The following is a 13,091-nucleotide window of genomic DNA, read 5'->3' as shown; positions in this document are numbered from 1 at the left end:
TTGAAATAAAAAAACGCAACTCAGAAGAATTGCGTTTAATATTATATGGTAATTTGGTTTTAAAGTCCAAATTGTTTAGCAAACAAATCCGGGAAAACTCCCATCGCCACTAGTGCGAAGATGATAAATACTGCCACGATATTGTAAGTTAAGGAAACTTTTTCTGAGGTTTTGAAACTGCTTTCTTTAGGAAAAAACATCACCATGATCAGACGGAGATAGTAGGCAATTGAAATTGCAGATCCTAAAACGGCTACTAAAACTAAAAATGGCGCCTGATCAATCGCTTGGGCGAAAATCGCAAATTTCCCCATAAATCCCGCTGTTAATGGAATTCCGGCCATCGATAATAATGATACTGTTGCAGCAACCGCAAGAATTGGTTCTGTGTGTGCCAAGCCATTAAATGCAGTGTAAGATGTTTCTCTTTTCAGTTTTTCTACCCAGATCAAACACATCATAACTCCTACCGTTGCTAAGGAATAAGCGAATAAATAGAAAGCAAGATTATAACTTGACAGACTGTTCATTCCGTAGAAAATCAAAGATAAATATCCCACGTGAGAAACGGAAGAGTAGGCCAACATTCTTTTGACGTTGGTTTGCGCTAATCCCATGACATTGGCCAGGAATAAAGTAATGATAATTAAAACACCGATAATATTGATCCATTCTCCGGTAATTCCCAGGAAGCCGATGGTCATTAATTTAAAGAAAGCAAAGAAGGAAGCGATCTTCACCACCGACATCATAAAGGCGGTGATAAGCGAAGGCGAACCTTGATACACATCCGGACTCCACATGTGGAAAGGCGCAAGCGAAACTTTAAAAGCTAAAGCGACTAACATTAAAACCGCACCTAAAATAAACATTAAGTTTTTAGGATTTACAACGGCAAATTCGTGGATTTTATAAAGATCAAAACTTCCGCTGCTTCCGTAAATCAGGGCGACACCGAATAAAAGGAATCCTGTGGCAAAAGCGCCCATCAGGAAATATTTTATTGAAGCTTCATTGGACCGTAAATCGGTTTTGTTACTTCCTGCTAAAACATAGAGTGGAATTGAAAGAATTTCGACTCCTAAAAATAAGGTCACTAAATTTTGGAATCCAAATAAGATGATTCCTCCGCAAAGTGAAAATAACATCAGCGCATATAATTCTGACTGGTGATTGCGGTGATTGCTGAAAGAAAATCCCCCCAGAAAGAATAACAATATTGTTATGACAATCGCTATTTTAGTAAATAATGCAGCATTGGCGCCAAACTCAAACATGTGTTGGTATTGGCTGAAGAATGAAATTTCCGGTAAGAAACTGACATAAAAAGCAATCATCAGTCCCAAAATACCAATGTATCTTGAGAATTTTCCCTGTTCAAAAACACCCGCAAATAATGCGATAACTGCGGTAAGGAATATAATTATTAAAACGCTCATTGAGTATAGATTTGAGATTTATAGATTTGAGATTTCAGATTTCGTCCTGGTCTCGATCTCTTTATTTCTTAATTATTAATTTTATTAATTCATCATTGAAGTGAAAATAAACTTCAACGAACTGTTCACCATATCGAGGATTGGTTGAGGGAATATTCCTAAGAATATTACAAAAACAACCAAACTTGCCAATACTGAAAATTCAACACCGGTTAAATCTGCTGCGCTTGCCAATACTTCTTCGTCGCCTTCTCCAAACATGGCTTTTGCATAAAATCTGAAAAGGTAAACTGAGGAGAAAATCATGGTTGTTCCGGCGATCACCGCGGCGATAATACTGTAATCGAAAATCGATTTGATTAAGATAAATTCTCCTACAAATCCGTTGGTTAATGGAAGCGCAATTGATCCTAATAAAATGACCATGAATAAAACGGCGAATTTCGGTGCGACTCTTGCCAAACCACCCATTTGTCGGATGTCTCTGGTTTTGAATCTTTTGTAAAGAATATCTGCACAGTAGAATAGTCCTACGACGTTGATCCCGTGAGCAAATGACTGAATCAACGCTCCTTCGCCACCTTCAATCATCAAAGTTCCTTTCACCGTCAAGATTGCAGACGCCATAATACCGGCCGTCATTAAACCAACGTGAGATAAAGAAGAATAGGCAATTAATCTTTTCGAGTCATTTTGAATAATGGCAATTAAAGCACCGTGAACGACTCCGATAATTGCGAGAACCAATACAATCTGTCCGGAAAGTCCTAAAATCGGTTCTGGCGTAATTGGTAATAACCATCGTAGTAAACCGTAAACGGCCATTTTCAGCATAATTCCCGAAAGTAACATGGAACCTTGTGTTGGTGAATACGTATAAGTATCCGGTTGCCAGGAATGGAAAGGGAAAATCGGTAATTTCACTGCAAAGGCAAAGAAGATAAACCAGAAAATCACGGTCTGCGCTCCTGAAGTTAAATCAGCGTTATACAAATCGGTCAGTGCAAATGAAGCAGAGTGATTGTAAACGTAGATCAAGCCGATCAACATAAACAGGGATCCGACAAAAGTGTAAACAAAGAATCTTGTTGTAAACTGAATTTTCTTGTCTTCCTGTCCCCAAATTCCGGCGATCAACCAGATTGGAATCAAGGTTACTTCCCAGAAAATATAGAATAATAAGCCATCTAAAGAAGTGAAAACTCCAATTAAACCGAATTGCATTAATAAAATTAATCCGTAAAAAGTATTTCTGTAGCCCGGTTTTTCATTAAAGGAAGAAAGGATAATAAGCGGTGTTAAAATATTGGTTAATAACAACATCAGCATACTCATTCCGTCGATCCCGAAATGCAGATTACTCTTGATATAGTTGGACCACGGATAATTGATTTCATATTGCAAAACTCCGTCAACGGTAGGTTTGAAATCGAAACCGGTCAGCATATAAAAGGTCAATAACATTTGTGCAAATGCAATTCCTAATGCGAGATATTTACTGGCGGGATTTTTCCACGCGAACACCAATACTGAGCCTATAAGAGGTAAAAGCAGTAATGTTAATAATAGGTACGACATTTACTATTGTAATATAAAGTTAACAATTAAAATAATTCCGATGGCTAAAGACATGATGAGCACGTAATTCTCTACATTTCCGTTCTGAAGCTTTTTTGCGGCTCTTCCAGAATCTTCTGCTCCGGTACCGATGTAATCCCCAAATCTTTTGAGAACCCCTTTGTCAAACATATTTCCGCCGATACCAAGACCCTCGATGAATTTCACAAATGTTGCGTTATTCAGTTCATCGATGTACAATTTTCTGGTGGAAAGTTTCTCCCAGCCGGTATAATCTTCTTCCGGTAAAGCCATTTTTTTCTTAGTAACGTAAATGTTTCTTACAATGAACCAAACTACGAAGAACATTAAAACAGTTAAACCTAAAAGAATCATTTCTGTCATCAAAGGAACTTCTGGAAGTTTTACATCATAAACGTAAATATTCTGTAACCAAGTCCCTAACTTCGCATAGCTGCCGTGGCCGATAAAATGCGGAAGATTAATGAAACCTCCAATAACTGAAAGTACAGCCAAAACCATTAAAGGTAAAGTCATATTTAAAGGACTTTCGTGAAGATGGCTTTTTTGTTCTTCCGTTCCTCTAAACTCGCCGTGGAAAGTTAAGTAATATGCTCTGAACATATAAATCGCGGTCATCGCTGCAATGATGAAAAGGATGACCCATAAATAAGGACTTCTTCCATAAACATTTGCTAAGATTTCATCTTTGGAAATCATCCCTGAAAGGAATGGGAATCCCGAAATTGCTAATGTTCCGATTAAGAAAGTAATATGTGTAATTGGAATTTTTTTCTTTAATCCGCCCATTAATCTCATATCCTGTTCGCCGCTCATTGCATGAATTACAGAACCAGAACCTAAGAATAACAACGCTTTGAAAAACGCGTGCGTCATCAGGTGGAACATTGCTACTGTATAAGCACCAGTACCTACTGCTACGAACATAAATCCTAACTGAGAAACGGTAGAATAGGCTAAAACTTTTTTAATGTCATTTTGTCGAAGGCCAATGAACGCTGCTACCAAAGCGGTTAATAATCCTATGAAGAGGATTCCGTCCATCGTGGTTGGTGCCAATGAAAATAAGAAATTTGACCGAACTACTAAATAAATTCCTGCAGTTACCATCGTCGCAGCGTGGATCAATGCAGAAACCGGAGTTGGTCCAGCCATCGCATCAGGAAGCCAGGTGAATAATGGAATCTGTGCAGATTTTCCGACAGCTCCAATAAATAAACTTGCGGTGATGAAAATAATAACCGTAGAATCTAATTCGAATTTCCCTGAATTCTGAGCAACAGAAAGGTAATCGACAGCATTGGTTTGAGAGGCAATCATCAGAATCCCGATAATCATTCCCAAGTCTCCAATACGGTTCATGATAAATGCTTTTCTTGCTGCTGCACCGTATTCTTTGTTTTTGTACCAGAAGCCGATGAGTAAGTAAGAACATAATCCAACCCCTTCCCATCCGATGAAAAGAATCAGATAATTGCTTCCCATTACCAAAAGCAACATCATGAAGATAAATAAATTCAGATAAGAAAAGAATTTATGAAAACCTTCGTCAGTACTCATGTATCCGATAGAGTAGAGGTGAATCAAAGATCCGATTCCGGTAATAATCATGATCATCATTAATGATAACTGATCGATTTGGAAACCGAAATTCACCTGAATACCATTAATCCTGAACCATTCAAAAGCTCTTACAATAACGGGTTGTGAATCTGCATTAAACTTTAAGAATAAACTCAAAGCAATAATAAATGAAGCAAATACTACCGCAGTTGCCAAAGTTCCTACGAACATCTTCGGAAGTTTTTTTCCGAATAAGCCGTTGATCAGAAATCCTGCAAGTGGTAAAAGTATAATCGCGTAAACTAAATTTTCCATCCTTTATTATCCTCTTAATTTATTAAAAATACTGATATCTACTGATTTTGTATTTCTGTACAGCATCGCGATAATTGCTAAACCTACGGCAACTTCCGCAGCGGCAACCACCATGATGAAGAAAACCAGAATCTGCCCGTTCCCGTCACCTTTATAAGAGGAGAACGCTGCGAGCAAAAGGTTTACAGAATTCAGCATCAACTCTACACATCCTAAAATGATGATGGCATTTTTGCGGATCAAAACCCCCATGACACCGAGACTGAACAGAACAGAACTTAGAATAATGAAATATTCCAGCGGAACTGCCTGTATAAATGTATTTACTTCTCCCATAATTCTATAAATCTTTTTTACCAATTAAAACCGCTCCTACAATTCCGGCAAGAATAAGGATTGAGGCCAACTCAAACGGCAAAACATATTCGTTAAACAATAACCGGCCAAGGTTTTTAGTTAAACCAACCGACGAATCGGCATTTCCTGCAAATGTTTTTTGGTTCAAACCTTTGAATGCTCCTAAAATTCCTACCAATAATAATCCTGCGGAAAATACGCCGATGAATTTGGGAAGGTTTTTCTTTCTGCTTTCATCTTCCTTATTCAGGTTCAGCATCATTAAGATATAGAGGAACAGAACCATGATCGCACCTGCATAAACAATGATCTGTACAATTCCCAAAAACTGCGCATTGAGTAAAATATACAAGGCAGCAATCGAAAAGAAAGTAACGATGAGCGACAGAATAGCGTAGATGGCGTTTCTTGCAAAAACAAAATAAAATCCGCTTGCCAATGCCAAAAATGCCACGAAGAAAAAGATGATCTGTTCCATACTATTTTACTGATTTTTTTTGCAATTCACTTTGACGCTCCGTAATATCAATTCTTTCATTGATTTTTTCCACCAGTTTATCTTTACCATAAATGAAACTTCCGCGGTTGGTTTCCACATCCACCAAACGGTCTGTCAAATAAATCGCTGATTTCGGACAAGCCTCTTCACAAAGACCGCAGAAAATACATCTCAGCATATTGATTTCATAAACCGATGCGTATTTTTCTTCACGATAGAGGTGTTGTTCGTCTTTGGTCCGTTCAGCACCCGTCATGGTAATTGCTTCAGCAGGACAGGTCACTGCACAAAGTCCACAAGCGGTACATCTTTCTCGGCCTTCTTCATCACGTTTTAATACATGAAGTCCGCGCCAGATTTTAGTTCTTGGTTTTTGAACTTCAGGGTAAGAATAAACTTTACCTTTCGGTCCTGCTATTGCGTGCTTTAACGTAATTGCCATTCCCTTAAAAATTTCCGGGAGGTATAATTTTTCCATAAAAGTCATCTCTTTGTTCGAGACTACTTTTGATCTGTTTGTCAGTTTCATATTAATGGGTTTTAGCGCCACTTTTCAGTATTGCATTAAAACTTCTATTTTTAATTAATGGGCGAAGAAAACAATCACTGCAGCAGTAATTATTAAATTCACTAATGCTAAAGGAATCAGTGTTTTCCAACCCAAATGCATCAATTGGTCATATCTGAATCTTGGGATGGTCCAACGGATCCACATAAAGACTAAAATTCCAAATACTACTTTCGCTAACATTGCGAAAATACTTAAAGTTCCGGCAATATTTTCACCCCAGTTTTCAGAAACCCAGTTGATTCCAGGATAATTAAATCCACCGAAAAATAAGGTTGCAATCAAAGCATTGGAGATAAACATGTTGACATATTCACCGAACATATATTGCCCGAAGTTCATGGAGGAATATTCGGTCATATAACCATTCACCAGCTCCGATTCACATTCCGGTAAGTCAAAAGGTGCTCTGTTCGTTTCCGCCATTGCCGCAACGAAGAAAATGATAAATGCTAAAGGTTGATAGAAGATATTCCAGTTCATTCCGTCTGCCGGAATAAAACCCCATATTTTACCTGCACCCTGGGATGAAGTGATGAAATGTAAATCTAAACTTCCGGCCATTAATATAATAGAAAGAAGAGAAAGACCCATCGCCAGTTCGTAAGAAATCATTTGTGATGAAGCACGGATTGCACCGATCAGCGAGTATTTATTATTCGAAGCCCAGCCTCCAATCATCATTCCATAAACTCCGATGGAAACCATTGCTATCAAGTACAAAACCCCTACATCGATATTGGCCACCTGAATGTCAAAAGAATTCCCACCAATATTCAAAGATTTTCCCCAAGGAATCACTGCTCCGGTAATCAGCGAAATAAACATGGTTAAGGCAGGTCCGATATAGAATAAAAACCGATCGGCTCCCTGCGGTACAAATCCTTCTTTGAAGAAAAGTTTTCCACCATCGGCTAAAGGTTGTAAAAGCCCGAAAGGACCGGCTCTGTTTGGACCAATTCTGTCTTGCAGAATCGCCGCCACTTTTCTTTCTCCCCACGTAGAATAGGCGGCAACACCTAAGGATACTGCGAAAAGTGTAACAACTAATATTATTTTAAAAGTGATTAACTCCATAATTATTTCTCGTCTTTATCGCTCAGTTCTTTTGCATCTGGATTATCCAAAAGACTGATCATATTTTTAGGTTTTTCGTAATGGTTCAAAGAGATTACCGAATGGCGGTCGATATGACGTGGTCCTTCGATGGTCCAAAATTTCAAATCTTTTTTATGGAATCTACAGTCGTCGCAGATCCAATCCTGTACTTCATCGTACTGGTCTTTTCTGGCAGTTACCCTGATCACTTCCTCGCCTTTCATCCAAACGACTGCTTTACCTGCACATTTTGAACATTCGCAAGTGGCATTCATTGGTTTGGTGAACCAAACTCTGCTCGCGAACCTTGCCGTTCTGTCGGTTAAAGCACCAACCGGACAAACATCGATAACATTTCCAATGAAATCATTTTCTAAAGCTTTGTTCAGATTGGTTGAAATCTCCGCATGTTCTCCCCGGAACAAAATACCGTGTTCTCTGTTTTCGGTCAACTGATTGGCCACCAAAACGCATCTTGCACAAAGTATGCAGCGGTTCATATTCAACTTGATATTAGGACCGATATCTTCCGGCTCAAAAGTTCTTCTTTCGAATTCTGTTCTTGTTCTTTCTAAACCATGTTCGTAACCTAAATCCTGTAAATGACATTCTCCTGCCTGATCACAGATAGGGCAATCCAGCGGGTGATTGATCAGTAGAAATTCTGTTACGGCTTTTCTGGCTTCCTGAGTTTTTTCGGAGGTGAGGTTTTTCACTTCCATTCCGTCCATCACGCTTGTTCTGCAACTCGCGACTAATTTCGGCATCGGTCGTGAATCAGCGTCAGATCCTTTAGATACTTCTACCAGACAGGTTCTACATCTACCGCCGCTGGATTCCAGCGGTTTGTAATAACACATTGCCGGTGGTACCGATTTACCGCCGATTTGTCTCGCGGCTTCCAGAATAGAAGTGCCAGGCAAAACTTCGGTAGTTTGACCATCGATGGTTATTTTGAATTTTTTAACTTCTTCGCTCATTATGGATGAATTCAAAAATGAATTAATTATTTTTTCTTGTATTAAAAGTGTATCCTATCCCTGCATTAATCTGTCCGAAAACAAAGTCCTGGGTTGCTTTGTCAGGTTTATTATTTAAAGTCGTTTTGATGTCCCACATATTGATGTAGCCAACTTTTGCTTCAACTCTGGCCATCCAGTGTTTCCAGAATACGACATTCAAACTTGTTCTCAGATCGGTTCCCATTCCTGCAACGTGAAAACGGTCGCTTCTTTCGTTCCCGAATAATTTCACATTACTTTTTGGAAACATCACTCCAGCACCTGCACCGTAAGACCAAACCAAATCTATTTTGTCTTTATTAATGAGATTGTGATACTGTTCCAAACCCAGGCTTTCATAATTCAATCCGTCGGTATGCTCGAAAGTCAGGAAATTTTCATCGGCTAAATTCACCTGTCCGTTTTGCACATAAGCTGCATATTTAGGGTCGGAAACCGTTCCTGAAAAACCAACGGTTTGATTTTGGTTCATCACATATTTCATGTGGTCGATTCCCAAAACTAAAGCTAAATTATCTTTGATAAAATATCCTATTCTGAAATTATACTGCGTTACCGTAAACCAGGCCGGATCAAAATAAACCAATCCGAATTTCGTGGGTCTGTCTGCCGCGGCTACATTATTCAACTGAAAATCGTAGCCTTTTCCTTTAAAGTGGATGTCGGAGTTACTAAAAGCTCCTCTGTTCCACCCGTAAAAAACGAACATTTGACCTTTTTTGGTCAATGGTTCATTTTTAGGCGAAACATCTTGACCAAAGGCAAGAGTGAATCGTGAAAATACCAATGCTGAAACTATTACTTTCTTCATGTCTTAAAGAGACAGTACTCTTTATATCTTTCTTAATAAAACAACTTTTTACTCTGCTTTTGCAGCCACTGGTATGGGATCAGCATAATGGGCCAAACCATAGTTTCGGGTTTGAGATTCCGGATTATCGATATACCACTCAAACTCATCGCGGAAATGACGGATCGCTGCAGCGACCGGCCAGGCGGCAGCGTCACCCAACGGACAAATTGTATTTCCTTCGATTTTTCTTTGAACATCCCACAACAAATCAATATCTGCCAACGTTCCTGCGCCGCTGTGTATTTTTTTCAAAATCTTATACAACCAAGGCGTTCCTTCTCTACAAGGCGTACATTGTCCACAACTTTCGTGCGCATAGAAATGGGCTAAAGTCATGGTGTGTTTAACGACAGACTGATCTTCGTCTAAAACGATAAATCCGCCCGATCCCATCATTGTTCCGGTTGCAAAACCGCCGTCTGAAAGGGATTCATAATTCATGTATCTTGGTTCACCATTAATGGTTTTCAGCAATAAATTGGCAGGGACAATCGGCACAGAACTACCGCCGGGAATACATGCTTTTAATTTTTTACCATTTGGAATACCGCCGCAGTACTCATCAGAATAAATAAATTCTTCTACGGTAATGGTCATGTCGATTTCGTAAACTCCCGGTTTATTGATATTCCCGCAAGCCGAAATTAATTTTGTACCAGTCGAACGGCCAACACCTATTTTCGCATATTCTGCTCCGGTGATATTGATAATTGGCACAACTGCCGCAATTGTTTCTACATTATTCACTACGGTCGGTGACTCCCAAAGTCCTTTAACAGCAGGGAAGGGCGGCTTCAATCGCGGGTTTCCTCTTTTACCTTCCAGAGATTCCAAAAGGGCAGTTTCTTCTCCACAGATATAAGCACCGGCACCGCGGTGAACATAAATTTCTAAATCGAAACCGGTTCCTAAAATATTTTTTCCTAAAAATCCGGCAGCTCTGGCTTCTTCGATGGCCTGTTCCAGAATATCCGGAATCCAGGCAAACTCTCCGCGGATATAAATATACGCGGTATGTGCTCCTAAAGCGAAAGAGGAAATGATCATTCCTTCGATTAAAAGGTGGGGAATGTGTTCCATCAAATACCGGTCTTTAAAAGTTCCCGGTTCAGATTCATCTGCATTGACCACCAAGTATCTTGGCACGCCTTCAGGCTTTGCCAGGAAACTCCACTTCATTCCTGTCGGAAATCCTGCGCCGCCACGACCTCTTAATCCGGAAGTTTTCACCTCTTCGGTAATGGCGTCGGGAGCCATTTTGAAAGCTTTTTCCACCGCTTCGTAGCCACCTTGTTTCCGGTAGACTTCGTAAGTGCGGATTCCTTCTATATGGGCATCTTTAAGTAAAAGTTTTTTACTCATTATTCTTATAAATTAATCCAAAGCAAGAATTCCCTGTCTGCAAAGGTCAAGGATTTCGTTTACTTTTTCTTTTGTTAAATGTTCATGATAAAATTTACCGAGCTGCATCATCGGAGCATAGCCACAGGCGCCAAGACATTCTACTGTTTTTAAAGTAAACAGTCCATCGGCAGAAGTTTCTCCGGCATTGATGTGCAATGTATCTTTAATATGTTGAATGATTTCATCGCTACCGTTTAACATGCACGGTCCCGTTTGACAAACTTCCAAAACATATTTTCCTACAGGTTTCATGTTGAACATGCTGTAGAACGTCGCTACTTCATAAACCTCGATAGGCTTTATCTCTAACAGTTCTGCAACGTAATCCATTACTGGAACCTGCAACCAGCCGCCAAATTCCTTTTGTGCCAAATGAAGCACCGGAATCAAAGCTGATTTTTTTCTTTCTGCAGGATATCGTGCGGTAATTTTATGGACCTGAGCTAAGGTTTCAGGTTTAAAAGCAATCGTTTCGCTCATTATTTTTATAGATTAAAGAACAAAGAACAAAGAGTAAAGACTCTGAAACTGTTCCGTATTCTATTTAATTTTTTAATGATAAAAGTTGAAAAATTTTTCATCTTTTATCTATTTTCTTTTAATACTCAATTTTACGCGTCTAATTCGCCTGCAATTACGTTCATACTGCATAAAGTAACAATCGCATCAGAAATCAAACCGCCCTGTATCATTTCAGGATAGGCCTGATAATAGATAAAGCAAGGTCTCCTGAAGTGCAGACGGTAAGGGGTTCTTCCACCATCGCTTACGAGATAAAATCCTAATTCACCATTTCCACCTTCCACACAACTGTAAACTTCTCCTTTTGGAACTTCGGTTTCTGCCATCACGATTTTAAAGTGATAAATCAAAGCTTCCATATTGTTATAAACGTCTGCTTTTTCCGGCAGGTAAAACTCTGGAAGATCAGCATGGAATGGTCCTTCCGGTAAATTGGTGTAGGCTTGTTCGATAATTTTTAGACTTTCCCAAACTTCCTGCTGGCGAACCATGAATCGGTCGTAAGTATCTCCGGAAGTTCCAACCGGAATTATGAAATCGAAATCTTCATAAGAACAGTAGGGTTGAGCAACCCGTACGTCATAATCCACGCCTGTTGCCCGTAGATTGGGACCGGTGAAGCCGTAACTTAAAGCTCTTTCCGCAGAAATTGGTCCGGCATTAATGGTTCTGTCCATGAAAATTCTGTTTCTTTCATTCAGCGAACAGAAGTCCTGCCATACGACCGGGAATTTTTTCAGGAAGGTTTTCAGGAGTTCATGAAACTTCGGAGTGAAATCTCTTTCAAAACCTCCAATTCTTCCCATATTGGTTGTCAGTCTTGCTCCACAAACCTCTTCATACATTTCGTAGATTCTCTCTCTTTCCTGGAAAAGATAAGTTAATCCTGTAATCGCACCAGCATCCATCGCAATAACTCCGTTGCAGATCAGGTGATCTGAAATTCTGGCCAACTCCATCATAATCACCCGCATATAATCTACACGTTTTGGAATTTCGCAACCTAAGAGTTTTTCAACAGTTAAGTGCCATCCTATATTATTAATGGGAGCCGAACAATAATTCATCCGGTCGGTTAATGTTGTAATCTGAGTGAAGTTTCTTCTTTCTGAAATTTTTTCAAAAGCACGGTGAATGTATCCAACAGTTTGTTCGGCGTGCAGAATTCTTTCGCCATCCATCGTCAGGACGTTTTGGAAAATTCCGTGGGTCGCCGGGTGTGTTGGGCCGAGATTCAAGGTGTATAATTGTCCGTCAATCTGTTCCTTGGAATCGTGCTGGTTCAGTATATTTGAGAGTGCGTTGTCTTTCATAATTATTTGACTTTAAGTTAAAAGGATTTCCCTTTCAACTAATTATCTTCCGAACATTTTATCGTCTTTGTCGGTTCTGGTACCGTCTTCTAAACGATATTCCTTCAACATTGGGTGGTAACCCAAATCTTCCATATTCAGGATGACTCTTAAATCTGGATGTCCTTTAAATTTAATTCCGTAGAAATCGAAAGTTTCTCTTTCCATCCAGTTGGCACCTGCGTAGAGATCAGTCATAGAATCTACTTCTGCATTTTCTCTGGTCATGAATGTTTTCAAACGTATTCTGAAATTGGTCATCATATTATGAAGATGATAAATCACACCGATTTCTTTTTCGGGAGTTTCAGGGTAGTGAATACCACAAATATCAGTCAGGAAATTGATTTGAAGAGAAGAATCTTTTAAATGATGAATCACCTTTTTGATATCTTCTTTCTTTATTTCTAAAGTTAAGAAATCATAAGGCGTATCATGCGAAATTACGGATTCAGGAAACTCTCTGGTAATTGCTTCTAAAACAAAGTCATTCGTCATTT

The 13,091-nt window shown here is 39.3% G+C and carries 13 protein-coding genes; all 13 read right to left on the bottom strand.

What is annotated here, in order from left to right; genetic code table 11:
* Positions 1–59: 59 nt before the first annotated feature.
* The 13 genes from QF004_RS11415 to QF004_RS11355 all read right to left on the bottom strand — a co-directional run bounded on the left by QF004_RS11415 (position 60) and on the right by QF004_RS11355 (position 13,089).
* Entirely contained in the window at positions 60–1,439 is a 1,380-nt protein-coding gene (locus tag QF004_RS11415) for an NADH-quinone oxidoreductase subunit N (RefSeq protein ID WP_307426397.1), read from the bottom strand.
* An 84-nt stretch (positions 1,440–1,523) separates the two neighbouring features.
* A complete protein-coding gene (locus QF004_RS11410; RefSeq protein WP_133438524.1) occupies positions 1,524–3,017 on the bottom strand; it encodes a NuoM family protein in 1,494 nt (497 codons plus the stop codon).
* Between the two features lie 3 nt (positions 3,018–3,020).
* The gene (gene nuoL, locus QF004_RS11405) at positions 3,021–4,916 is read right to left on the bottom strand and encodes an NADH-quinone oxidoreductase subunit L (RefSeq protein ID WP_133438523.1); all 1,896 of its coding nucleotides are present in this window, start codon (positions 4,914–4,916) and stop codon (positions 3,021–3,023) included.
* Positions 4,917–4,922: 6 nt separating this feature from the next.
* The gene (gene nuoK / locus QF004_RS11400; protein WP_133438522.1) at positions 4,923–5,252 is read right to left on the bottom strand and encodes an NADH-quinone oxidoreductase subunit NuoK; all 330 of its coding nucleotides are present in this window, start codon (positions 5,250–5,252) and stop codon (positions 4,923–4,925) included.
* Between the two features lie 4 nt (positions 5,253–5,256).
* Positions 5,257–5,751, bottom strand: a complete 495-nt coding sequence (locus QF004_RS11395) for an NADH-quinone oxidoreductase subunit J (RefSeq protein WP_133438521.1) — start codon at positions 5,749–5,751, stop codon at positions 5,257–5,259.
* Position 5,752: 1 nt separating this feature from the next.
* The gene (locus tag QF004_RS11390) at positions 5,753–6,301 is read right to left on the bottom strand and encodes an NADH-quinone oxidoreductase subunit I (RefSeq protein WP_133438520.1); all 549 of its coding nucleotides are present in this window, start codon (positions 6,299–6,301) and stop codon (positions 5,753–5,755) included.
* Between the two features lie 54 nt (positions 6,302–6,355).
* Complete coding sequence (gene nuoH, locus QF004_RS11385) at positions 6,356–7,417, bottom strand: NADH-quinone oxidoreductase subunit NuoH (RefSeq protein WP_133438519.1); 1,062 nt, start codon at positions 7,415–7,417, stop codon at positions 6,356–6,358.
* Positions 7,418–7,419: 2 nt separating this feature from the next.
* Positions 7,420–8,418, bottom strand: a complete 999-nt coding sequence (locus QF004_RS11380; RefSeq protein WP_307426394.1) for a 2Fe-2S iron-sulfur cluster-binding protein — start codon at positions 8,416–8,418, stop codon at positions 7,420–7,422.
* A gap of 22 nt (positions 8,419–8,440) precedes the next feature.
* Positions 8,441–9,271: a hypothetical protein gene (locus QF004_RS11375; RefSeq protein WP_307426391.1), complete on the bottom strand. Its 831-nt coding sequence runs from the start codon at positions 9,269–9,271 to the stop codon at positions 8,441–8,443.
* A 48-nt stretch (positions 9,272–9,319) separates the two neighbouring features.
* Positions 9,320–10,675, bottom strand: a complete 1,356-nt coding sequence (gene nuoF, locus QF004_RS11370) for an NADH-quinone oxidoreductase subunit NuoF (RefSeq protein ID WP_307426388.1) — start codon at positions 10,673–10,675, stop codon at positions 9,320–9,322.
* A 12-nt stretch (positions 10,676–10,687) separates the two neighbouring features.
* Positions 10,688–11,197, bottom strand: coding sequence for an NAD(P)H-dependent oxidoreductase subunit E (gene nuoE, locus QF004_RS11365; RefSeq protein WP_307426386.1), 510 nt, complete (start codon positions 11,195–11,197; stop codon positions 10,688–10,690).
* 131 nt (positions 11,198–11,328) lie between these two features.
* The gene (locus QF004_RS11360; protein WP_133438514.1) at positions 11,329–12,552 is read right to left on the bottom strand and encodes an NADH-quinone oxidoreductase subunit D; all 1,224 of its coding nucleotides are present in this window, start codon (positions 12,550–12,552) and stop codon (positions 11,329–11,331) included.
* 42 nt (positions 12,553–12,594) lie between these two features.
* On the bottom strand, positions 12,595–13,089 hold the full coding sequence (locus QF004_RS11355) for an NADH-quinone oxidoreductase subunit C (RefSeq protein WP_133438513.1): 495 nt from the start codon (positions 13,087–13,089) through the stop codon (positions 12,595–12,597).
* Between the last annotated feature and the right edge of the window lie 2 nt (positions 13,090–13,091).

This window comes from Chryseobacterium sp. MDT2-18, from assembly GCF_030815285.1.
Lineage (GTDB): Bacteria > Bacteroidota > Bacteroidia > Flavobacteriales > Weeksellaceae > Kaistella > Kaistella salivictor.
Note: the sequence above shows the minus strand (reverse complement) of the source record. Positions and strands in the feature narration are given on the sequence as shown.